The organism is Maribellus sediminis (genome assembly GCF_011799805.1).
Lineage (GTDB): Bacteria > Bacteroidota > Bacteroidia > Bacteroidales > Prolixibacteraceae > Draconibacterium > Draconibacterium sediminis_A.
This window is the reverse complement of the sequence record NZ_WXUB01000002.1, coordinates 1,292,097-1,315,825: the sequence shown is the minus strand read 5'-3', so window position 1 is coordinate 1,315,825 and position 23,729 is coordinate 1,292,097. Positions and strand designations below refer to the sequence as shown.

22 protein-coding genes are annotated in these 23,729 nt (G+C 42.6%); 9 read left to right on the top strand and 13 right to left on the bottom strand.

The window, feature by feature from the left end; all coding sequences use genetic code 11:
• Positions 1-50 precede the first annotated feature (50 nt).
• From HFD85_RS11820 to HFD85_RS21925, 5 genes are all read right to left on the bottom strand, one after another.
• Positions 51-566, bottom strand: a complete 516-nt coding sequence (locus HFD85_RS11820) for a TlpA family protein disulfide reductase (protein WP_167609513.1) — start codon at positions 564-566, stop codon at positions 51-53.
• Between the two features lie 80 nt (positions 567-646).
• The gene (locus HFD85_RS11815) at positions 647-2,125 is read right to left on the bottom strand and encodes a hypothetical protein (protein WP_167609510.1); all 1,479 of its coding nucleotides are present in this window, start codon (positions 2,123-2,125) and stop codon (positions 647-649) included.
• 122 nt (positions 2,126-2,247) lie between these two features.
• Positions 2,248-3,195: a phosphoribosylaminoimidazolesuccinocarboxamide synthase gene (locus HFD85_RS11810; RefSeq protein ID WP_167609508.1), complete on the bottom strand. Its 948-nt coding sequence runs from the start codon at positions 3,193-3,195 to the stop codon at positions 2,248-2,250.
• Positions 3,196-3,294: 99 nt separating this feature from the next.
• A complete protein-coding gene (locus HFD85_RS11805; RefSeq protein ID WP_167609506.1) occupies positions 3,295-4,308 on the bottom strand; it encodes a PhoH family protein in 1,014 nt (337 codons plus the stop codon).
• Between the two features lie 256 nt (positions 4,309-4,564).
• On the bottom strand, positions 4,565-4,714 hold the full coding sequence (locus tag HFD85_RS21925; protein WP_167609503.1) for a PspC domain-containing protein: 150 nt from the start codon (positions 4,712-4,714) through the stop codon (positions 4,565-4,567).
• A 141-nt stretch (positions 4,715-4,855) separates the two neighbouring features.
• Here HFD85_RS21925 and HFD85_RS11795 point away from each other — a divergent pair, with 141 nt between their 5' ends.
• Positions 4,856-7,828, top strand: a complete 2,973-nt coding sequence (locus tag HFD85_RS11795; RefSeq protein ID WP_167609500.1) for a glycosyltransferase family 117 protein — start codon at positions 4,856-4,858, stop codon at positions 7,826-7,828.
• Positions 7,829-8,058: 230 nt separating this feature from the next.
• Here the strand turns inward: HFD85_RS11795 and HFD85_RS11790 are convergent, their stop codons facing one another.
• From HFD85_RS11790 to HFD85_RS21920, 3 genes are read right to left on the bottom strand one after another with little or no spacing between them, the layout of a single operon-like run.
• Positions 8,059-8,427 (bottom strand): hypothetical protein, encoded by a 369-nt coding sequence (locus HFD85_RS11790; RefSeq protein ID WP_167609497.1) that lies wholly within the window; start codon positions 8,425-8,427, stop codon positions 8,059-8,061.
• Entirely contained in the window at positions 8,420-9,013 is a 594-nt protein-coding gene (locus tag HFD85_RS11785) for an RNA polymerase sigma factor (RefSeq protein WP_167609494.1), read from the bottom strand. The genes HFD85_RS11790 and HFD85_RS11785 overlap by 8 nt, the downstream gene beginning before the upstream one ends.
• Complete coding sequence (locus tag HFD85_RS21920; protein WP_167609491.1) at positions 9,010-9,216, bottom strand: DUF3098 domain-containing protein; 207 nt, start codon at positions 9,214-9,216, stop codon at positions 9,010-9,012. The genes HFD85_RS11785 and HFD85_RS21920 overlap by 4 nt, the downstream gene beginning before the upstream one ends.
• Positions 9,217-9,341: 125 nt before the next feature.
• Here HFD85_RS21920 and mazG point away from each other — a divergent pair, with 125 nt between their 5' ends.
• Entirely contained in the window at positions 9,342-10,118 is a 777-nt protein-coding gene (gene mazG / locus HFD85_RS11775) for a nucleoside triphosphate pyrophosphohydrolase (protein ID WP_167609488.1), read from the top strand.
• Positions 10,119-10,580: 462 nt separating this feature from the next.
• On the opposite strand, the gene HFD85_RS11770 is transcribed toward mazG, so the two are convergent.
• Positions 10,581-12,068, bottom strand: a complete 1,488-nt coding sequence (locus tag HFD85_RS11770; protein WP_167609485.1) for a UxaA family hydrolase — start codon at positions 12,066-12,068, stop codon at positions 10,581-10,583.
• Between the two features lie 7 nt (positions 12,069-12,075).
• Positions 12,076-13,596: a tagaturonate reductase gene (locus HFD85_RS11765; RefSeq protein WP_167609482.1), complete on the bottom strand. Its 1,521-nt coding sequence runs from the start codon at positions 13,594-13,596 to the stop codon at positions 12,076-12,078.
• A gap of 352 nt (positions 13,597-13,948) precedes the next feature.
• On the opposite strand from HFD85_RS11765, the gene HFD85_RS11760 reads away from it, so the two are divergent.
• The 7 genes from HFD85_RS11760 to HFD85_RS11730 all read left to right on the top strand — a co-directional run bounded on the left by HFD85_RS11760 (position 13,949) and on the right by HFD85_RS11730 (position 19,420).
• Positions 13,949-14,674, top strand: a complete 726-nt coding sequence (locus HFD85_RS11760) for a hypothetical protein (protein ID WP_167609479.1) — start codon at positions 13,949-13,951, stop codon at positions 14,672-14,674.
• Between the two features lie 157 nt (positions 14,675-14,831).
• Positions 14,832-15,506, top strand: a complete 675-nt coding sequence (locus HFD85_RS11755) for a DNA alkylation repair protein (RefSeq protein WP_167609476.1) — start codon at positions 14,832-14,834, stop codon at positions 15,504-15,506.
• Positions 15,507-15,700: 194 nt separating this feature from the next.
• On the top strand, positions 15,701-16,123 hold the full coding sequence (locus tag HFD85_RS11750; protein WP_167609473.1) for an SRPBCC domain-containing protein: 423 nt from the start codon (positions 15,701-15,703) through the stop codon (positions 16,121-16,123).
• Positions 16,124-16,214: 91 nt separating this feature from the next.
• The gene (locus tag HFD85_RS11745; protein ID WP_167609470.1) at positions 16,215-17,744 is read left to right on the top strand and encodes an ADP-ribosylglycohydrolase family protein; all 1,530 of its coding nucleotides are present in this window, start codon (positions 16,215-16,217) and stop codon (positions 17,742-17,744) included.
• Positions 17,745-17,921: 177 nt separating this feature from the next.
• On the top strand, positions 17,922-18,368 hold the full coding sequence (locus HFD85_RS11740) for a hypothetical protein (protein ID WP_167609467.1): 447 nt from the start codon (positions 17,922-17,924) through the stop codon (positions 18,366-18,368).
• Positions 18,369-18,370: 2 nt separating this feature from the next.
• Entirely contained in the window at positions 18,371-18,592 is a 222-nt protein-coding gene (locus HFD85_RS11735) for a helix-turn-helix transcriptional regulator (RefSeq protein WP_167609464.1), read from the top strand.
• Between the two features lie 3 nt (positions 18,593-18,595).
• Complete coding sequence (locus HFD85_RS11730) at positions 18,596-19,420, top strand: C-GCAxxG-C-C family protein (RefSeq protein WP_167609461.1); 825 nt, start codon at positions 18,596-18,598, stop codon at positions 19,418-19,420.
• 138 nt (positions 19,421-19,558) lie between these two features.
• Here the strand turns inward: HFD85_RS11730 and HFD85_RS11725 are convergent, their stop codons facing one another.
• The 3 genes from HFD85_RS11725 to nifJ all read right to left on the bottom strand — a co-directional run bounded on the left by HFD85_RS11725 (position 19,559) and on the right by nifJ (position 23,697).
• Positions 19,559-19,819 (bottom strand): type II toxin-antitoxin system RelE family toxin, encoded by a 261-nt coding sequence (locus HFD85_RS11725; protein WP_167609458.1) that lies wholly within the window; start codon positions 19,817-19,819, stop codon positions 19,559-19,561.
• Complete coding sequence (locus HFD85_RS11720) at positions 19,812-20,015, bottom strand: hypothetical protein (RefSeq protein WP_167609455.1); 204 nt, start codon at positions 20,013-20,015, stop codon at positions 19,812-19,814. Before HFD85_RS11720 ends, HFD85_RS11725 begins: the two co-directional genes overlap by 8 nt.
• A gap of 118 nt (positions 20,016-20,133) precedes the next feature.
• Positions 20,134-23,697 carry a pyruvate:ferredoxin (flavodoxin) oxidoreductase gene (gene nifJ, locus HFD85_RS11715; RefSeq protein WP_167609452.1) on the bottom strand — a complete coding sequence of 1,188 codons (3,564 nt, stop codon included), beginning with the start codon at positions 23,695-23,697 and terminating at the stop codon, positions 20,134-20,136.
• Between the last annotated feature and the right edge of the window lie 32 nt (positions 23,698-23,729).

Sequence of the window (23,729 nt, the reverse complement as noted above, 5' to 3'; positions counted from 1 at the left end):
TGAGCTGGAGTTGGTTGATCGTGTACAAGCAATAAAAGCTGAACGGTGTATTATTCTGCAATAAGCTCTGCCACTTTGGTTTTTATCTTTTCGAAGTCACTTTCGTTAAAACCAATCGACGAAATTGCAATTTTACCCTCCTTATCGATTATGAAATTTCGTGGTATATTTTGTTTCGCATAAATGGCAAACACTTCACGTTTTGGATCGGGATAGAAAGGCATGGTAAATCCCTGCTCGCTTTTAAATTTGTTTACTTCTTCCCAGCTGTGCTCGCGCCCCAGAATAATCAGTACAAAATCTTCGTTATCGGCATATTTGTCGTAAACCTCTTCTTGCAGGTGCGGAAGTTCTTTACGGCAGGGTGGGCACCAGGTGGCAAAAAAGTTAATCCACACCACTTTCCCTTTTAAATCCGAAAGTTTCATGGTTTTACCCGGGGCGGTTTCAAAGGTGAAATCGGGTGCGGCCTGGCCTTCGGTTGCCAGAGTAAATTCGTCTTGTGCAAATGTGCTTACCGAAATGAATAAAAGCAACAGACCGGCAAAAAAGATTTTTGTATTCATGATAACTGAAATTTTTACGAAGAAATAAAAAAATACTCAGACTCAATATTTTCCTTCAGGATTTGTGTCGGCTATTCAAGCTAAAATAATGATGTGCGGACAAAGGGATAATACTTCACAGCCTCTTCCGACGAAAAATACAGGTTTCGAATTTGCTTTAAATAAGGTGGTGCGAGAAAAGTAGCGTCGAGGTAAGTTGAGTTTATGCTAACCTGACCAAGTGGGCTAACAATGTATCCTCGTTTGAATTCGCCTTTTCGATACTGTTCTGAAATGACTTTTTCACCGTTCTGCAAAAACTGCCAGTTGCCTGTTCGTTTGCCATCTTCATATTCTCCTTTCAGCACAAAAGTAAATCCGTCCCAGTTTGCGAGGGTAAGCTTAAATTCTCCGGTGCCTGAATTTACCTGGTAGTCCAGGTTTTCAGTGTTTAGCAAATGAATGACATAATCGCCCATCGTAAATTCCACTTCAAAATCGGGACGACCGTCATCGAGGTACCAGTTCCACTTCCCTACGGGAAGTCCTTTGGCAAACTGACCGCTTACTTTTATCTGGCCGTTCCGATAATAGCTTTTATAAGCACCGTTTATAAGAATACTTTCTATCCGACCAGTGGCGTAAATGGTCCCGTTGGCGTAGTAATCGGTAAAGTTTCCGCCAAAGTAATTAAGATGTGGTGACCAGAAAGATTCGCGATAATACACCGCCTCTTTGGGTAAACACATTTGCCAGTATTTGTTGTAATAGACGGTTACTTTTTTCGACGGAGGTAAGTTTGTAAAACTGGAAAACGCTTCATTTCGGGCCTGAAAGAACACCGTGTCGGGAATTATGCCGCGAAGACGGGTGTCGAGCATCATCGAAAGCGTATCGGTAGTTCCACCACGTTCATCCAGCAGATGATTGCATCCGTGACAATAAGCTTTTAGGGCAATACAGTTCACGTTTCCGCCCAGTACGAACGCACGTTCCAAATCGGCACAAAAGCGATCGAGGCTATCCAACTGAAAATAGCAAACCGCAGAATTGATAAATACTGATGCATCTTCGGGAGTATAGTTTTTTACCCGATTGTAATATTCAAGTGCCGAATCCCATTCCTGTTCTAAGCGATAAACATGCCCGACAAAGTTATTCATGTAAAGTAATTTTACCTGGCTGAATTCGGCGTCGGCCTGGTCAATTGCCTGCCTGAAGTAGTAACTTGCGTTTAACGAGTCGAGCTGATTTTTGTAAATATTACCGAGCGCGTATTTCGTTTCTGCATTTTGTGGTTCCAGCTCTATATTCTTTTTAAAATCGGCAATAGCACCGAGTGTATCTTTCAGGTTGAGTTTGCAGATTGCCCGGTTCTGGTATATAAAAAATGCTTCGGGATCCTCAGTCAGTGCCTCATCAAGTAGCTTTAATGCAGCCGTGTAGTTCGAATCCTGCATTAGCATATAACCCTCGTAATTTTTCTGGGCAACTTCGCGGTTGATGTATTCTTTCTGAGCGTGCGCTGAAAAGTAGAGTGAAAAGCTAAGGAGGAGTAACAATAGTGATTTAAAGTACATATTGCGGTTGAATGTTTTGGTTTTTGATCTGGTCTCAACCGCAATTTAATAATTTTGTTAAACAAAGAAAAAGCACCTGCTAAAAACTAACAGGTGCTTAATATTTTAATTAGATAAGAATCTTATTTCTTCAGAAAATCGTTAACAGCAGTTTCAATACGTGCCTCAATTTTTGAAGTATCTGATTTTACAAATTTTTCTCCGGTAATGTTTTCGTAAAGTTCAATGTATCTGTCCGATACCAGATTAACGAATTCATCCGGGATTTCAGGAAGTACATCGCCTTCGCGACCCTGGAAATTGTTTTCCATCAACCATTCGCGAACAAACTCTTTCGAGAGTTGCTTCTGGTTTTCACCTTTGTCGAAACGTTCCTGGTAACCGTCGGCATAAAAGTAACGCGATGAATCAGGTGTGTGGATCTCGTCGATCAGGTAAATCTGACCGTCTTTTTTACCAAATTCGTATTTGGTATCTACCAGGATCAATCCCATCTCTTTTGCAATTTCGCTGCCGCGTTTAAATAGCGCCAGTGAAATACGTTCCAGTTCCAGGTAATCTTCTTCTGAAACCAAACCTTGTTTTATGATTTCATCACGAGAAATGTTTTCGTCGTGCATGCCTTGTTCGGCTTTTGTGGTTGGCGTTAACAATGGTTCCGGAAACGCCTGGTGTTCTTTTAAACCTTCAGGAAGCGGAACGCCACAAATATCGCGGCCACCGTTTTTATACAATCTCCACGAGCTTCCGGTTAAGTAACCGCGAACAATCATTTCAACCGGGAAAGTTTCACAAAAATGACCAACAGTTACGTTAGGATCGGGAGTTGCGATTTTCCAGTTGGGAACGATATCGGCTGTAGCGTCGAGGAATTTCTCTGCAATCTGATTAAGAACCTGTCCTTTGTATGGAATTCCTTTAGGAAGTACTACGTCGAAAGCAGAAATGCGGTCGGAAACCACCATCACCAAAAATTCGTCGTTGATGTTGTAAACGTCACGAACTTTCCCTTTATAATGGCTTTTTTGACCCGGAAAGTTGAATTCAGTTTTTGTTAATGCGTTACCCATTGTATTGTTTTTTTTATGATGTATTAGTGTAAAATTTCTACAGTTAAACCGCTAAGCTGCTAAATTGTTGAGAGAAATTTGCCTCTTTTTTGCCAATGATCAATCCTCCTGATCCGACTCCTTTTTTGCCTTTGTTTGTTCCTCTGCCTTCTCTTTAGCCCGCTCTTTCCACTCCTGGTGCTTATCGTAAGCTTCTACTATGTCGCGCACCAAACGGTGACGAACAATGTCTTTTTTATCAAAATATATGGTTGAGATATCCTTAATGCCTTTCAATATTTTTAATGCTTCAATCAATCCCGAATGACTTTTTCTGGGCAGGTCGATCTGGGTGATGTCGCCGGTAATGATAAACTTGGCGTTTAATCCCATTCGGGTGAGGAACATTTTTAATTGGTTCACAGTAGTGTTCTGTGCCTCGTCGAGAATTACATAGGCATTGCTTAGTGTGCGTCCGCGCATAAAAGCCAGTGGCGCAATTTGTATGGTGCCGTCCTTCAGAAATTCCTCCAGTTTTTTGGGCGGGATCATGTCCTGCAGGGCATCGTACAGTGGCTGCAGGTACGGATCGATTTTTTCTTTCAGGTCGCCCGGAAGGAATCCCAGGTTTTCACCGGCTTCTACAGCGGGCCGGCTGAGTATGATCTTGCGTATTTCCTTATTTTTTAGCGCCCGAACAGCAAGTGCAATTGCGGTGTAGGTTTTACCGGTTCCGGCCGGACCAATGGCGAATATCAGGTCGTTTTTGCCCGATTCATCCAGTAATCTGCGCTGATTTGGAGTGCGCGCTCTTACCGGTTTACCGCTGTTGCCAAAAACGATGATGTCGGGTTCACTACTGCCGTTTTCTTCCATCGATGAAACGCCGGCGTTCATTAACTCAATAATGATCTCTTCGGTTAGTACATTGTATTGGTAGTAATGATCGAGAATGAGTGCGAATTTCTTTTCAAAAGCCGCTATTTCTGAAGGTTCTCCCTGAACATAAAGCGAGTTGCCTCGTGCAGCGATATTAATTTTTGGAAAGAGACGTTTTATCAGATCGATTTTTGCGTTGTTGATCCCGTAAAACTCCAGCGGGTCAATGCCTTCCAGTAAAATTTGTTTGTCCAATACTTAATTTTAAATGATGTAAGTTGTGCAAATTTACTAAAATAACATGAGTTCAGGTAACGTAAAACATGTTTACTTTTTATTGTATTACACCGCACTTCAGTGTGGTGGTTTTAATAACTTTCAGATCATTGATTTTTCGCAAATTCTGTAGTTTGCAGGATACAAAATTTTCTAAAAATCAACGGCGGCAAATAGTACTTGTCCCTCGCCGCATTACTGTACGGCGCAAGAATCGGCTTTTATGCTGCGATTACTATTTCGAAAACATTTTCACGATCCAGAGAATAAGGTACAGACCGATTCCGGCTCCAAAAAATAGAACGGATACTACAAATGCAATTCGAATTACTTTGACATCCCAGCCTAATTTTTCGCTGAGCCATCCTGATACGCCTAAAATCATAGTAGTATATTATTTAGTTTACAGAAGCAAGATAGAAAATTAAGGATGAAATTGTCCGCCATTGAGCAAAAAAGTTGCAACAGTTAAATTTGATTTGAACCTTTCTGATTTCGGGTGTATACAACCTCAAACAATTAATTCATGAAACAACATAGGCTAATCCGCTATTCAGGCATAGGAATTTTTCTCCTTTCACTGCTGCTTTATACGCTCACCCTCGAACCTACCACCAGTTTCTGGGATTGCAGCGAATTCATACTTTCAGCAAATAAACTGGAAGTGAATCATCCGGCGGGAGCACCATTATTTATGTTGATTGGGAGGTTGTTTACTTTCTTATCGTTTGGGAATCCCGAAAAAATTGCCTGGACCATAAATTTCTCTTCCGGTTTGTTTAGCGCACTTACAATTTTCCTTTTATACCATGTAATCGTTAAACTGGTGAAAAAGCTCAGCGATAATGTCTTAGTTATTAACGGTAGTGCAGTGCTTGGTGCTTTAACTTTTGCAGTCAGCGATTCGTTCTGGTTTTCGGCGGTTGAAGGCGAAGTTTACGCACTTTCAATGTTTTTTATGATTCTGTCGTTTTGGGCCGTGCTAAAATGGGAAGAAGAATATGGGAATCCGGGTAACGAAAAATGGATCCTTTTTCTGGCACTGATTACCGGGCTGGGTATTGGGGTTCACCTGTTAAACCTGCTGGTGTTACCATCGGTGGTAATGATCATCGGGTTTAAAAAGAAAGCCTTTTCACTGTTCCGTTTGTTTCTGTTTTTTGGAATTGGAGTGTTGGTTCTTCTCATTGTTCTGTACGTTCTTACACCGCTGGTAATGCAGACGTTGGCACGATTCGATTTTGTTTTTGTCAATCAATTTGGTTTGCCTTTGCACTCGGGTGCAGTGGCCGGTGTTTTGTTTTTTATACTGCTGATCACTTTCCTGATTCGTTATTTCAGAAAGCAGGACAAAAGAACGGCAGAATTAGCCACGCTTTCAGTTGCCCTGGTACTTATAGGGTTTTCTGTTTATGCCGTTAACATCATTCGTTCTTCGGCCAATCCCCCGGTTAATTTTGGCCGGCCAAATAATATCTATTCGTTGATCAATTACCTGAATCGGGAACAGTATCCCAAGCGGCCACTGCTTTACGGACAAAACTACAATTCGCCCATAACCGGTTCGGAAGAACGCTTATCGAAAGATTTTCTTGAAGGCAAGTATCGCGATACCGATCTGGCGCCAACTTACGAATACGATGATAAAACATGCACCTGGTTTCCGCGCATGTATAGCCGTGAAAACAACCACATAAATGCTTACAAAAACTGGGTGAATATAAAAGGGAAACGGGTTTTGGTTCGTCAGGCGAACGGAGAACGGGAAACACTCGTGGTACCGACTTTCGCCGAGAATGTAAAGTTTTTTGTGAACTACCAGTTTGCGTTCATGTTTGGCCGCTACTTTATGTGGAATTTTGTTGGCCGGCAAAACGACCGGCAGGGAAGGGGCGATGTGGTGGATGGAAACTGGCTTTCAGGCATTCGTTTTATTGATGAGGCGCGACTGGGACCGCAGAATAACCTGCCCGACTGGCTGGCGAAAAATCAAGCCCGGAATACCTACTTTTTCCTTCCTTTTCTGCTCGGTTTGATCGGAGCGTGGTTTCATTTTAAGAAACACCGTCCTTCCTTCTTTGTGGTTCTGGCCTTGTTTATTATGGGCGGACTGGGTCTGACGGTTTACATCAACGAAGTGCCGATAACACCGCGCGAACGCGACTATGTTTTTGTGGTAGCCTTCTTGGCTTTTTCCATTTGGGTAGGCCTGAGTTTCTGGGCACTGGCTGAAAGTATGAAACGACTGCCAAAAGCAAAAATTTTGATTCTGCCGCTGCTGATTGTATTGTTGCTGGCCGCACCGGTATTAATGCTCTGGCAGAATTTCGATGATCATGACCGTTCGGGAAGAACAGCAGCCCGCGATCTGGCGATGAACATACTGGAGTCGTGCCCGCCAAATGCCATACTCATATCAAGTGGCGACAACGATACTTATCCCTTGTTATATTGCCAGGAGGTGGAGAACTTTCGCACCGACGTTCGGATCGTTATTGCGCCGTTTCTGGCGGCCAACTGGTTTATCGACGGGCTTCGAAAGCAAAAATACAACGACGCTGGATTGAAAATGACACTCCCTCAGCAAAAATACGACCGGGGTGAACTCGACTTCGTACCGGTACTCGATCGGCTAAATCGCGACACCTCGTGGCAGGAAGCTTTGAACTTCCTGAAAATGGACAGCGACCAGGCAAAAGTGCGTCTAAACTCCGGCGAAAAGGTAAATTTCATCCCACTAAAAGAAATGTCGTTTAGCGTAAAAGCGGAAGACTCGGAAGGGAAAATAGAGGTTTCGCTAAAAGACAAGAACTTCATGTATAAAAACGAACTGGTGCTTTGGGACATTATTTCTTCAAATGCTTTAGAACGACCAATTTGTTTTGTTTCGAAAGCCGAAGCTCAAAAATACAATCTCGACCGTAACCTCGAATGCGAGGGATTTGCTTACCGATTAGTACCTAAAAAAAGCAGTCGTGGTGACATTTTATCTCTTGGGCAATTTGATCCTGAAAAGTTGTATTCGCGTTTGTTAAACGAATATCAATACGGAAATCTGGCAGATCCAGCCGTTCATGTTGATTGGAATTCAGTGTTAAATGTTAACCTTTTCAGAGGACGGAATTTGTTTAACGAAGTGGCTGCTTCGCTGCTTAAAATGGGAGAAGAACAAAAGGCTGCCGATCTGCTGGCAAAAAGTGCAAAGATGTTTCCGTTGGACAAAATTCCTTATGATGTTTTCAGTCTGCGACAAACTCAGCTTATGGTGGATGCAGGAATGAACGAACAGGCACGGCAACAGTTTGATTACCTGGAAAATGAAATCATTCGCTCACTGCGGTATTTCTCTTCTATACCAGCCGATCTTCAGCAAGGAGTAAAAAGTGAAATCAATAATCAGTTGTATTACCTGAATAACCTGGCGTTGATTGCTGCAAAAATGGGGGATGAGGAAAAGGCGGAAGAATTGAAGAAACTACTTGAGCAATTTGCCGGGTAATCAGGAAAATCAGAAAATAAAAATAGGCTAGTTAATTAATTTGCAAGTTTAAGATTGAAATGATTGAATGGATTGATTCAATCATTTCAATCTTTTCTCGGTCTCTCCTCAATCTTTTATTGGCTTGCTCAGCTTAGGTATATAAAATTTAGAAATAGTCGCTGATTAGAGGCGTAAAGGATGTCATCTTTTCAAAAGATGACATCCTTTATTTTATAATGTTAGTTTTTTCAGGATTTTACATTCAAGCAGCTGTCTGCGAAGAGTGGAAACATTCCCGAAGTGTCAATCCGTAGCGGGACATTGTTTAATGTAGTGTCACTACCGGGCATAATCAACTGCTGATTTTTAGGTTGAAAGTTGATCACCGAGATCATCAAAAACAGGCTAACAACAGCCACCTTGGCCGGAAGGTGCGACCATGAGAACAACCAGGTAAAAACTCCCAGGAACGAATTCTGCGTAGTTTTATAGTTGCGGCTCTTTAACAGGTAAGCGTATTCAAGGCGCTCACGAACGGCTGCATTCGGCTCAATCCCGCGGGCATCGTGCGTAAACATCCGCTTTAATTCCTCTTCACCAAATATTTGATTATTCATAGCTATCCTGCTTTAGCGATTCTTTGTTTGCAATTCTTTTCGACAATTCGAGTCGTGCATAATGCAACCTCGATTTTATGGTTCCTACCGGAAGATCCAGAATTTCAGCGATCTCTTTTAAACTAAAATTCTCCTTGTATTTCAGGATGAGTATCGAGCGCTGACTTTCGTCCAGCAGTTCAAGTTCATTAAACACTTCCGCAATCAGGTTTTCCTTTTCATCAGCCGTTTCGTAATACGTGGCTTGAGCGTATTGATCCGGATTTTCTTCGGATTGAACATGCTTTCGCACTTCGCGACGACGGTATTCGTTTTTGCACATATTATGCGCCACCGAGAAGATCCATCCCGAAAACTTGTGACCGGGCTTGTACAATTCCGGCTTCTGAATGATTTTCAGAAAAAGATCCTGCAAAAAGTCGTTGGCAACATCATCGTCGCTGCCCAGCATGCGGTAAAAAAAGTAGAAAAGCCGTCGGTTATAGCGTTCGTATAATTCAGAGAAAGCCAGCCTGTCGCCGTTTATGAGCGCTGTCATTAACTGCTCGTCGTTTAGTTTGTCGATATGTTTCTTTCTGAATATCACGACCTTTTAAAAATAACAAAAACAAGCGAGGCAAACGCTCCTATAATTATTATCGGTGCCAATGTGATGCGACTGAAGTTAAAAATCGCGTGATTGAACTCGCCCGGAAGCTCGCGTGGGCCGGCCATTAATGCAAAACCGGCAATCAATACTCCCATAACTAAAGTGAGCAAATAATATTTTTTACGACTAAAAATTTCCATCTTTACCTATCGAAAACGAACATGCCCGCAATTTATTTTACGACATGTTCTCCTTATTTCGACTAGATACACGCGAAAAATAAAAGGTTCAGTTTTTTCTGAAATTTTTTAAAGTTTATCGTTTTATGGATAGAAGATTGGAGGCTTTTAAAGAGCTGTTGGATATTATGGATGAGCTGCGCGAGAAATGTCCGTGGGATAAAAAACAAACCCTTGAGTCGCTGCGAAAGCTTACCATTGAAGAGACGTACGAACTGGGCGATGCCATCCTGAAAGGCGATCTGCAGGAAATTAAAAAGGAGTTAGGCGATTTGATGCTCCACATTGTTTTTTATGCCAAAATCGGAGAAGAAAAAAAGGCTTTCGATATTGCCGATGTACTCGAAAATATTAACAAAAAACTGATCTACCGGCATCCGCATATTTTTGGCGATGTTGATGTGGATGGTTCTGCCGACAAAGTTGCAGAAAACTGGGAAGCTCTGAAATTAAAGGAAAAAGGTGGAAACAAGAGGGTGCTGGAAGGAGTTCCGGCCGCCATGCCCGCGCTGGTGAAAGCCAACCGTATTCAGGAAAAAGTGCGTGGTGTTGGCTTCGACTGGGAATACAAAGAACAGGTTTGGGATAAAGTGAAGGAAGAAGTAGACGAGCTGAGTCATGAAATTGATAAGGCCGATAACGATAAAATGGAAGCCGAATTTGGCGACTTGCTGTTTGCCGTTGTAAATGCTGCACGTTTGTATGGCATCGATCCTGAAGCGGCACTCGAACGCACCAACCTGAAATTTATTAAACGCTTTAATTACCTCGAAAGCAAAACGCTGTTACAAGGGAAAAGTCTGCACGATATGAGCCTTGCCGAAATGGACGAGATCTGGGAAGAGGCGAAGAAGGAGGACTAGTAAACAGTGTTCAGTATTCAGTATTCAGTGCCCGCCCGGCTGAACACCCTTCGGACGGGTTCAGTCGCAGTTTTCAGCAACGATTTAAGCAGTAAGGCATTTATTCATTTGAGTGTTCAATCCCTCAGTCCTTCAGTTGGCAGTAGGCAAAGTTGCAGTTGGCAATCGCAGTCGCAGTTTTCAGTCGCAGTTGACAGAAGGGATTTAAGCAATGTGGCATTATAGCATTTACGCATTCTTGTATTCAATCCATCAGTCCTTTTTCCTCATTTTTATTCGAAGAAATACATAAAGAAAAGGCAGATCCCATAAATGAATCCGCCCTTTACGCTCTTAAATATATCGTTTCAAATTGAATTTTAGCATTTCTGCTTTCAGGCTCTCAACCTTTCAGAATAACCAATGAAAAATTTTCAATATCCAACTGCTCGTAGCTCGCGGCTCACAGCTCTTAGCTCTTTTTTAGAGCGTCACTCCGGTTTTGAATATCGCAATTTCTTTAAATCCTGTTTTTTCGTGGTTCAGCTGTTTTCCGCTTGCAACTTCAATTAAAAAGTCGATAAACTCGTCCAAAACTTTTTCCATGGTTTTACCGTCGAGCAACTGGCCTGCGTTAAAGTCGATCCAGTTTTTCTTTCTGTTGTAAATGTCGGTGTTCGTCGAGATTTTCATGGTAGGTACAAAACTACCGAACGGTGTACCACGGCCGGTTGTGAACAATACCATCTGACAGCCACTAAAACCCAATGCTGAAGATGCTATCAGGTCGTTTCCCGGTGCCGATAATAAATTCAAGCCTTTTGATTTGATCGGCTCCGCATATTTCAGTACGTCCATAACAGTTGCTGTGCCACCTTTTTGGGTACATCCCAGCGATTTGTCTTCGAGTGTTGAAATGCCACCTTTTTTATTTCCCGGCGAAGGATTCTCATAAACGGGTAGATCATGCTGCAGATAGTAATCTTTAAAATCGTTGATCAGGCTCACGGTTTTATCAAACACTTCCTTATTTTGCGCACGTTCCATTAATAAAGTTTCGGCGCCAAACATTTCGGGTACCTCTGTGAGAATGGTAGCTCCACCTTGTGCGACCAGGAAATCGGAAAAAGCGCCTACCAGCGGATTGGCCGTAATTCCTGAGAAACCATCAGACGCACCACATTTTAGCCCAATATTCAGTTCCGAAACAGGAATCGCTTCGCGCTTGTCGTGTCGCATAACCTCGTAAATTTCTTTCATAATTTCGAGGCCGGCTTCAATTTCATCGTCAACATCCTGCGCAGCCAAAAAGCGAACACGGCTTTGGTCGTAATCGCCAATGAATTTCTTCAGGTGATCGATCTGGTTGTTTTCACAACCCAGTCCGAGTACAAAAACACCCCCGGCATTCGGGTGATTAATAACATCAGCCAAAGCTTTTTGAGTGTTAATATGGTCGTCGCCCAGTTGCGAACAGCCGTAGCTGTGTTTAAACACGTCAACACTGTCGATATCTTCGGGAGTCATTTCCGCTTTAAACTGATCGATGATCTGCTGTGCCTGTCCGTTTACACAACCCACAGTCGGTACAATCCACAGTTCGTTTCTGATACCGGATTTTCCATTGTTTCGTTTGTAGCCCTGGAAAGTGAGATCGCGTTTCGAAATGTTAAGCTTATTCAGTTTCTGATTGAATGAATAGTCGATTGTTCCCGAAAGGTTGGTTTTCAGGTTCTGCACATGAATGTGTTCTCCTGCTGCAATATTTTGCGTTGCATGGCCAATTGGCGCACCATACTTGATGATGTCTTCATTCTCGCCAATTGCAAGCACTGCAATTTTATGCCCTTTCGGAATTTCGTTTTTGATCTCCAATTCCTGACTGTCGACAACTATTTTATCGCCCGCTGAAAAATCTTTCAAAGCGATAACCACATTGTCAACAGGATTGATTTTAATGAAATCTGCCATTGTTCTTTTATGCTGTAACTGTTTCTTCGGTTTTGTTCATCTTTTCAATGGTGATCTGCATCAGCGGATTGTCTTCGCTCAACACTGCTTTCACTGCTTTTTTCATGCCTACCTGAGTGATCAGAAACAGGTAGTGACTAACCGTAATGGTGAGGTTCGGAATATCATTCAGGTTTTGTTTCCAGACTTTATCGAGGCTCAATACTTTTTCGCAAAGCTTGTAGATCGAGATCGGACGACCGTCGCATGCTGCCCAGGCTTCCTTGTAGAAATCAACGATCCATTCATCGTCCTGAACGTTATACGATTCACCGTTGGCTTCGCCTTTAAAATAAGCGATCATTGCTGCCAGCGAGAAAACCAATTTTTGTGGCAACATGCCGTGTTTTTGTTCGAAGTTGATCAACGAAGGCAGGTTACGTGTTTCCCATTTCGACATGGCATTCAGAGCGATGCTTTGCCATTGGTGACGGATAAAAGGATTGGCAAAACGCTCAAGGATTTTGTTGGCAAATTTCTTCAGCTCTTTTTCGGTTCCGTCCAGAACAGGCAGTACTTCGTCATAAACCAGTTCTTTCATGAAATTACCAACTTCGAGGTTTTCGTACGCCTCGCGAACAGTTTCAATTCCACTGAGGTAAGAAACTGCATAACTTCCGGTGTGGCAACCGTTGAGTACCTGTACTTTTTGCTCACGGAAACGCTTCATATCCTTCACAAACTGAACTTCCAAACCGGCTTTTGCAGCAGGAAATTCGTTTTGTACCCATTCCGGTGCTTCAATTACCCACAGGTGGAAATATTCGCCAACAACAACCAGGTTATCTTCGTATCCCAGTTCTTCCTGAATTTCTTTGATTTCGTCGCGTGGGAATCCCGGAACAATACGGTCGACCAGTGTGCTGCAAAAACAGTTGGCTTCGTTCACCCAGTCTATGAATCCTTGTTCCAGTTTCCAATTTTCAGCATGTTTCAGTACATATTTTTTCAGCATATCGCCGTTTCGGTCAATCAATTCACAGGCAAAAAAGATAAGTCCTTTCGAGTTGTCGCCGTTAAATTTTTTGTAGCGCGAATACAACATCGCAGCAACCTTGGCGGGGAAAGAATTCTGAGGTTGCAAATCCAGCGTGTCACTTTCGTCCCAGCTGATTCCTGCTTCTGTAGTGTTCGAAATTACAAAACGAAGATCAGGATTAAGAATGCTTTCTTCATAAGCTTCGAATTCACTGTATGGATTAATTCCGTTGTTGATACAATCAATCAGCGTAAACTCGGTCACAGGCTTGCCGTCTTTAATGCCTTTTAGGTAAACATGAAATAGACCGTCCTGGTCATTTAGCATGTTAACCATTCCGTTGGGAAGTGGCTGCACCACGTCGATACCGGCGTTAAACCCGATTTCTTTGTTCATTTTATTAACGATCCAATCGGTGAAAGCACGTAAAAAGTTTCCTTCTCCAAACTGGAGTATTCGTGTTGGGTACTTTGCAGTTTCAGTTGCATTAGCACGATTTAATTTCTTCATTGTTCTAATCTTTTACTTGTTGTTTCTAATTCTTCAATTCGGTTATCGATTACTTTTCGAGCGGCAAATATAGATGTAAAATAAGTTCCGTTAACGTTAACGACGCAACGAAAAATGGAATTATTAGTAAAGAATAATTCTGTAAAATGCATTAAAACAATGGGTTATGATTCCTATTTTGAATGATTAAAAATTTGAACAGGTTAAGCCAATGTTAACGATATTTTGAGTGTTTTTTAGGATCTATTGTTGTTGTTTCTCCTGATTTTTGGCAAAGGAACTTTATTGAATGTAATGCGTAGTCTAAACGTGTGAGTGTTAAAGAAATGTATTATTCTATAAGCTGTGAAAAATGATTTTGAAAAATGTTTTGGTATTTATGCTGGTGGCTTTTCTGGTTGCCTTCGGCTCCTGTTCAAAAGACGACTGTGCAGACAGTCAGTTTGATGAAAATTATAATCCCGTAATTGATCCCGATAATTTTGTCGATAGTGTTACAAATGTATATTTCCCGTTGAGACCCGGAATGGTATATACTTACCAGTCGCCCACTGAGGATGGTTTGGAGACGGATGTTGTTACCGTACTTTCAGAAACCAAAATGATTTTGGGAATAAAATGTACGGTAGTTCTTGATGTGGTGAGTCTTGAGGGGGAAGCCATAGAAGAAACTTACGACTGGTTTGCTCAGGATAAAGCAGGGAACGTATGGTACATGGGAGAAGATGTAAGTAATTACGAAGATGGTGTATTTGAAGATAAGGAAGGTTCATTTGAAGCCGGTGTTGATGGGGCCAAACCCGGAATAATTATGATGGCCAATCCAATTTTGGAGATGCCATATCGTCAGGAGTATTATTTCAATAATGCGGAAGATTGGGGAAAAGTTATCGCTTTCGATGTTACAGTAACAACAACTTACGGGACCTTTGAACATTGTTTGAAGACTGCCGACTGGAATGCCCTTGAACCTGATGAACCAACAGAATATAAATACTATGCCCCAAATGTTGGTGTGGTTAAAGAAGAAGTTGAGGGGAGTAGCGAATACGTTGATCTGATCTCAATCGAGGGATAAGCATTTTCAGCAAATTCAATTACAAATTTTTTTCTCCATCTTTCTAAATGTCTGTTTGTTGGTGTTTATTGGCGAGGTTCAGCTGCTGATCACTTCTGTTTCTCTTTGTCAACTTTTTATATATTAGCTCTGTTTATATTTTCCAATATTAAATTGAATGACACTAAAAGAAACACTGGCTCAACTGGAAATGTTGGGCGATGAGAAGACGCGAAAACAAAACACAAAGCAGGGCGCACCTGATAATCAATACGGTGTAAAGCTGGGCGATCTGAGGAAAATTGCAAAAAGCATTAAAAAGGATCATCAACTAGCCATGGAACTCTGGGAAACAGGAAACGTTGACGCACGTTTTCTGGCCATTCTTATTATGGACGTCAAGGCGCTTTCAGCCGATGAGCTGGATAAGTTGGTGCATTCAATGAAGTTTGTACGAGTAGCCGACTGGCTCAATTCATACGTCATTAATCATCATCCGAATAAAGAAGAACTTCGCCTTATATGGCTCGAATCGGAAGTACCGATGGCCGCGCGTTGTGGCTGGAGCCTTACCAACGAACGGGTAATTAAGAATAACGAAGGACTGGACATTCCTTCGCTTTTAAACCGAATCGAATCGGAGGCGGAAGATGCTGCTTCAGAAGTTCAGTGGACCATGAATTTCACACTTGCCGGAATCGGAATTCATTTTCCTGAACTCCGTGAAAGAGCCATTTCAATAGGTGAAAAACTGGGCATGTACCGCGATTATCCGGTATCGAAAGGTTGTACTTCGCCCTTTGCTCCAATCTGGATAAACGAAATGGTGAGTCGCCAAAAACAGCTTAATTGAGCTTTCGGCTTGATTTAAGTTTGAAAAGAACTTAACTTTAGAAGGAATTTAAAGCTGAGTACAATTTCTTGTATCAAGCCCCGGCGTTCTTCGTACGTCTCGCTTTATTCCATTTCCAAAACCAAACCCCGCAGAATTTTGTATTAACTTTTTTGAATGCCACAGGTATTCAAGTTAAATAATCCAATTAGGTTATGGAAACCAGAGAAAAGATCAAGGTGGAGATCACCATGAAAGTCCCCGTCGAAAAAGCCTGGGAATGTTTTACCGATCCACAGCACATTACAAAATGGAACTTTGCTTCTTCCGACTGGAAGTGCCCCGAAGCCAATAATGACCTTCGTCCCGGCGGAAAATTCAATTACCGCATGGAGGCACACGACGGTAGCGTTGGCTTTAATTTTAAGGGCCGTTATTTGGTTGTGGAGGAGCACGAAAGTATCGTTTACCGCATTGAAGATGAACGAATGGTGAACATCGAGTTTGTACAAACCGGTGATGAAACCCGGGTGTCGGAAACTTTCGATCCCGAAAATGTACATCCTTCAGAAGCCCAGCGTGATGGCTGGCAGGCCATTCTGAATAATTTTAAAAATTACGCAGAAAGTATCGCCTGAAGTTAATTCGGTTTTCTGGTGAAATTATTTCTGTTTTCAGGTATATTAGCAATTAATTTTAGTTGTACTTAAACCAATAATACCTGTAAACATGAGACGTTTAAGCCTTCTTAGTCTTCTTGTAATTTTTGTTTCCTGCACCCAGCAACAAAGCAGCGAAGCTGTTATCAAAACGTCACTTACCAAAGCCGAACTTCAGGATAAAATAAATGGTGGCTGGGCCGGCCAGGTAATTGGTTGCACTTACGGCGGACCTACCGAATTTCGTTATCTCGGGAGAATGGTGGACGACTCGGTTCTAATTCCCTGGGATGAAAACCGTTGTCTCTGGTACTACAAAAATGCCCCCGGTTTGTACGACGATGTTTACATGGATCTCACGTTTGTCGATGTTTTTGAAAAAGAAGGAATCGATGCGCCGGCACGTTCGCATGCGTTGGCTTTTGCCAATGCCGAATACATGTTGTGGCACGCCAACCAGGCAGCTCGTTACAATATTTTGAACGGGATTATGCCACCTGAATCGGGACACTGGATCAACAATCCGCATGCCGATGATATTGATTTTCAGATTGAAGCCGATTTTGCCGGACTGATGTCGCCGGGAATGGTGAACACTGCTACTGAGATCTGTGAAAAGATCGGACACATTATGAATTACGGCGACGGCTGGTATGGCGGTGTGTATGTGGCTGTCATGTATTCGCTTGCTTTTGTTTCGGAAGATATCGAATTTGTAGTGAACGAAGCGTTGAAGGCGATTCCTGTAGAATCGGAGTTTTACAGGTGCATTAGCGATGTGATTGCCTGGCACAAAAAGTATCCAAACGACTGGCAACAAACCTGGGCCGAAATTCAGAATAAATGGTCGCACGATATTGGTTGTCCCGACGGTGTTTATAAAGAGTTTGATATTGATGCAAAGATCAATGCAGCTTACATTGTTACGGGCTTGTTGTACGGTGAAGGTGATTACTCCAAAACGATTGATGTTTCAACACGTTGCGGACAGGATTCGGATTGCAATCCGGCAAGTGCTGCGGGTATTCTGGGAACCATGATCGGTTATTCCAATATCCCGGAAGAATGGAAAAAGCCACTTCTACCGGTGGAAGATCTTGATTTTAAATACACCACAATGTCGTTAAAGGATGTGTATGAAATCGGGCTGAAACATGCACTGGAAGTGATTTCAAGAAATGGAGGAAAGATCGGGGGTGAAACAATCGCATTGCCAACCCAGGAAGTTCAGGCCGTTGTTTTGGAAGTAGCTTTCGAAGGACATTTTCCGAAAGAAAGAACTGTAATAGGCAAGCAGTTAGATGCTGAAAATACTGAAGTAGTGGTAGAATTCAACGGGAATGGTTTTGTATTAACGGGAGTGGCGCAGAAAGAAGAAGAGTTGGAAAATAAGATTCTCGAGCTTGAAATGAGTGTCGACGGGGGAGAACCTGAACAATTTACCATGCCCACTGCTTTTTCGAAACGGCGTCACGAAGTAAGCTGGAAATACCGGCTGCCGGAAGGAGATCATAAAGTAAGAATTACCTTAAAGAATCCGACTCAGCACTATCATGTCGATCTTAACGATTTGATTGTCTATTCCTCTCGAAATCAGTAGAAGCTTTTTCTTACAGAAAGATTCTGAAATGTAAGTTGCTTAAAATCAGCTTTGTGATTTGTTGTGTCAAAAATTTTTAACAAATACATGTAAAAAATATTGTACACAATGTAAGAAATAAATAACTTTGAGTCGAAAATAATTAACACAGAGTCTAACATTTTAAACAATTAAACAATGTCTTATCAGGAAAAAGAAAACGTGGTAAACATCTTCAGTGGTTTAATAATCACACTTGTTTACAGCTGGATTGTTTATCAAAAGCACCTGGCGGGTGTGTATGATCTGACACAGGATCTTAACGAATGGGGAAAAATATTTCTCGTATTTGTGGTAGTTACAATCGTGGCTCGAATTATCATTTACATTGTGTTTCACATCATCAACGCGATTGCAACGCGCGAAACAAAAGCTCCGGTGGAAGATGAACGCGCCAAAATGATCAAACTGATCGGGACACGCAATTCTCATTATGTTTTTTCAGGCGGTTTTGTTCTAGGAATCATCGGTCTCGCGATAGGATACCCGGTGTACCTCCTTTTTATCATCTTTGTTGTAAGTGGTTTGCTGTCGGAAATTGTCGATAACGGAACACAGTTGTTTCTTCACAGAAGGGGCCTGTAAACATGAAGAAGAAAGCCATTCAAAACAATATCAGGCGGCTTCGTTTCGATGCCGGTGAGATGACACAACAGGAACTGGCGGACAAAGTGGGTGCTTCACGACAGACTATTGTAGCCATCGAAAAGAACAAGTATTCGCCCTCGCTGGAACTGGCGTTTAAAATCGCCTATGTTTTTGGGAAAGAGATTGGTGAAGTTTTTAGCTACGAACCCGAAAGCATTTAAATAATGGAAAACACACTCACAATCAGAAAAGAAGCACGGAAACTTCTGTTTAAACTTGGCTGTACCGGGGCATTAAATGCAGTGGTTAATCAGCATCTAGGGCAGCCTGATGTAGTAGTAGAAAAAGCCAGTGGCCCGCTTTGCGGTGGAATTATGCAGGAAGGACATCAGTGCGGCATGCTTTGGGGAGCAGCAATGGCTGTTGGTTCCGTAGCATGGAGAAGAACTGAAAATACCAACCGGGCAACAGAACTTGCGATTAAGTCATCTGCCGAACTGATTCAATCTTTTGAACAGCGAAGTGTAAGTGTCGATTGCAGGGTGATTACAAAATGCAACCAAACTTCGGTGTGGGGAATGGTAAAGTATTTTATTACAGGGAAACCTCTGGGTTGTGCGCGTTTGATCGGTAAATGGGCACCCGAAGCTGTTGCAGCGGCTGAGAAAGGTCTTGTTGAAAATGGCACAGAGGAAGGTAATGTTGTGAGCTGTGCTTCGGTGTTGGCCGAAAAAATGGGAGCAAGCAAAGAAAAAGCGATGATGCTGGCAGGTTTTGCCGGAGGCATTGGTTTGAGCGGGAATGCCTGTGGCGCTTTGGGAGCAGCAGTTTACCTTCGTTCCGAAGAATGGTTTAAAAAACATCCGAACGATACTACTTTTAAAATTCCGGAAGGGCAGGATGTATTAAAACGATTCCTGCACGAAACTGATGGGAAAGTAAAATGCAGTGAACTGTGTGGAAGAAAGTTTTCTACTGTGGAAGAACACTCAGAATATATTCAAAATGGTGGTTGCAAGCACCTAATTGATGTGCTGGCCTCGGTTTAAACAGAATAGTTTTGTTAAATCAATTTGGTATTCAACGCATAAAAAAGCCGCTGGCTTCAATTAAGGCCAGCGGCTTTGAATATAATGCAGGTTTTTTTATTCTTCTTTTACTATCGAAATTGAATAATCCAATGTGGGTTATTTCCTGTAAATCTCTTTTCTGTGTCCAATAGTTATGATTGTTACAATCAGCACATTGTCCATGATTTCATAAATAATACGATAGTTATTTTTACGAACCCGGTAGGCATTTCGGCCTTTCAATTTTATATATCCAACGGGACGGGGATTCAGAGCAAGACTCAGGATAACCTCAATTAATGAATCAGCAACCTGTTGGGGTAATTTATCCAGTTGCTTTTGTGCAGTTTGTGTGATTTTTATTGAATACTTAGCCATTCCTTTTCCTACGCTTTGCCACGTACTCTTCGAAAGATTCAGCAACTTCGTTTTTGGATTTTGCCTTGTCGTAAAGCCTTATATCTTCCAGTTCTTCCAACTTTTCAAGCATCATCTCGTATTCAGCAATTGGCAATATAACTGCAACCCTTCGTCCTTGATCGTCTTCAATGTATTGTTCGCGTAGTGCTCCCATTCTCAAGTAAAATTGATAATCACAAAGTTACAAATCTATTTTATAAAAATACAGAAACAAAAAAAGCCGCTGGCTTCAATTGAGGCCAGCGGCTTTGTACTATAATAAGGTCTTTTTTTTATTCTTCAACCTTTACTTCTGGAGTCGAGTAGTCCATGGCAGCCATGCGTACATACGACTGGTAGCGCCATTTTGCATTGTCTTCAGCTGCAGTGAATAGTTCATCAGCCTGAGCAGGGAACGATTTCTTCAGTGAAGTATAACGAACCTCGCCATTCAGGAAGCCCTGGAATTTACTCCAATCCGGTTCTTTTGAATCCAATTGGAATGGGTTTTTACCTTCTGTTTCCAATAGCGGGTTGTAACGGTACAACTGCCAGTATCCTGCTTCAACTGCTTTCTTCTCTTCTTCCTGAGTACGACCCATGCTGGCACGTAAACCGTGGTTGATACAAGGAGAATAAGCAATAATAAGTGATGGACCCGGGTAAGCTTCAGCTTCTTTCAGCGCTTTGAAGTACTGCGACTGGTTAGCTCCCATTGCTACTTGAGCAACATAAACATAACCATAGCTCATCATCATGGCACCAAGGTCTTTTTTACGGATCTTTTTACCCGAAGCTGCGAATTTGGCAACAGCACCAACAGGTGTAGATTTTGAAGCCTGACCTCCGGTGTTTGAGTAAACCTCGGTATCCATTACCAGAACGTTTACATCTTCGCCACTGGCCATTACGTGGTCGAGACCACCGTAACCGATATCGTATGCCCAACCGTCGCCACCGAATACCCAAATTGATTTTTTAACCAGGTATTGTTTCAACGACATGATCTCTTTGGCGTAGTTGCTATCGCTGCTTTTAATTACATCCAACACTTTGTTGGTGGCAATAACAGAACCATCAGCATTGTCTTTATTCTGCAGCCATTCAGCAAATGCTTCTTTTTCAGCGTCAGAAGCACCATTTGAAAGGGCAGTAGACATGATGTCGGCAATACGGTTACGCTGTGCAGAAACACCTTCAGCAAAACCAAAACCGTATTCGGCGTTGTCTTCGAAAAGTGAGTTTGCCCATGCAGGACCGTGACCCGATTCTTTGTGTTTACAGTATGGAGTTGAAGGCGCTGAACCACCATAGATTGACGAACAACCTGTAGCGTTGGCAACCATCATTCTTTCGCCGTAAAGCTGCGTAATTAATTTAATGTATGGCGTTTCACCACAACCTGCACAAGCTCCCGAGAACTCGAACAATGGCTGAGCGAACTGCGAGTTTTTAACCGATTTGGTTTTGTCAACCACTTTCTCTTTAACCGTAACTTTTTTGTCCATGTAGTTCCAGCGTTCAACTTCAGCTTCCTGAGTTGCAAGCGGTTTCATAATCAACGATTTTTCTTTCGAAGGACAAACATCGGCACAGTTTCCACAACCGGTACAGTCGAGTGGCGAAACCTGGATACGGAAATTCAGGCCACCAAACATTTTCGATGGAGTGGCAGTTCTTACTTCTGTTCCAGCAGGTGCGGCATCCACTTCTTCTTCAGTCATTAAGAACGGACGAATAGCAGCGTGAGGACAAACATAAGAACACTGGTTACACTGGATACAGTTGTCGGCCTGCCATTCAGGCACGTTTACTGCAATACCGCGTTTTTCGAAGGCAGCTGTTCCAAGTGGGAACTGTCCATCTTCTGAACCGGCAAAAGTTGATACAGGAAGATCGTCACCTTTTTGAGCGTTGATCACGTCAACCACTTTTGCAATGTATGCCGGACGATCAGTTGCTTCTTCAGTTTCGCCAACAACAATCGATTTCCATTCAGCAGGTACATCAACTTTCACAACGTTCAAACCTCCTGCTTCAACCGCAGCAAAGTTCATATTAACGATGTGCTCACCTTTTTTACCGTACGATTTTACAATGGCTGCTTTCATTTGCTCAACGGCCATTTCGTAAGGAATTACACCGGTAATTTTAAAGAAAGCCGACTGCATGATGGTGTTGGTTCGTGTTCCCAAACCAATTTCTTCACCCAGTTTAGTACCGTTAATGATGTAGAAGTTGATCTCGTTATCAGCCAGGTACTTTTTCATGTGGTCCGGCAGTTGATTTTTGGTTTCTTCTTCATCCCAGATTGAGTTCAGCAGGAACGAACCTCCTTTTTTCAATCCTTTTAGTACATCGTATAAATGTAAATATGCCGGAACGTGACAAGCAACAAAGTCCGGTGTAGTTACCAGGTACGTCGAGCGAATAGGAGCATCACCAAAACGCAGGTGCGAACAAGTGAAACCACCCGATTTTTTCGAGTCGTACTGGAAGTAACCTTGACAAGATTTGTCGGTTGAGTCACCAATAATTTTAATCGAGTTTTTGTTGGCACCAACAGTACCGTCCGATCCTAACCCATAAAATTTAGCCTGGTAAGTTCCTTTTGGAGTGATGTCGATTTCTTCCTTCAAAGGAAGTGAAGTAAAGGTAACGTCATCAACAATACCAACTGTGAAGGCATTTTTAGGCTCATTCATTTCCAGGTTTTCGTAAACCGAAAGAATTTGAGACGGAGTAGTGTCTTTCGAACCTAAGCCGTAACGACCACCAACGATAATTGGCGCATTCTCAGTTCCGTAGAAATGTGAACGGATATCAAGGAACAATGGCTCACCGCCGGCTCCCGGTTCTTTTGCACGGTCGAGAACGGCAATGCGTTTTACGGTTGCAGGAAGTGCTTCAACAAAATGTTTTGCAGAGAATGGACGGAACAGGTGAACCGAAATCAAACCTACTTTTTTACCTTGAGAAGCCAGGTAATCAATGGTTTCCTTGATGGTTTCTGTAACAGATCCCATAGCGATGATGATGTTTTCAGCATCGGGAGCACCATAGTAATCAAACGGACGGTATTTTCTACCAGTCAGTTTGCTGATCTCATCCATGTAGTCGGCCACGATATCCGGAACGGCATCGTAGAATTTATTAGCCGATTCTTTAGCCTGGAAGAAAATATCAGGGTTTTGAGCGGTACCACGGGTAACAGGATTCTCCGGATTCAGAGCTCTGTCGCGGAACGCCTGAATAGCATCCTGATCAACCAACGGAATCATGTCTTCCATTTCAATCGCTTCAATTTTCTGAACTTCGTGCGAAGTACGGAAACCATCGAAGAAAGCAAGGAAAGGAACACGTGATTTCAGTGTAGCCAGGTGAGCAACACCGGCCAGGTCCATTTCTTCCTGAACTGAACCGGCTGCCAACATTGCGAATCCGGTTTGGCGTGCAGCGTAAACGTCGCTGTGGTCGCCAAAAATTGAAAGTGCATGACCGGCCAAAGCACGGGCACTTACGTGGAATACAGTTGGAAGCAGCTCTCCTGCAATTTTGTACATGTTAGGAATCATTAACAACAGACCCTGCGATGCAGTGTAGGTAGAAGTTAATGCACCCGATTGCAAAGCACCGTGAACGGCACCTGCAGCACCGGCTTCACTTTGCATTTCGGCTAAACGTACCGGGCGGCCGAACATGTTTTTCTTGCCAAAAGCGGCCCACTCATCAACGTACTCCGCCATGGTAGAGGACGGTGTAATGGGGTAGATACAAGCTACCTCGCTGAACATGTAACTCATATACGCGGCAGCGTAATTACCGTCACATGTTACCATTTTTTTTTGTTTTGCCATCTTATTGATTTTTAATTTAGTTACTTGATTCT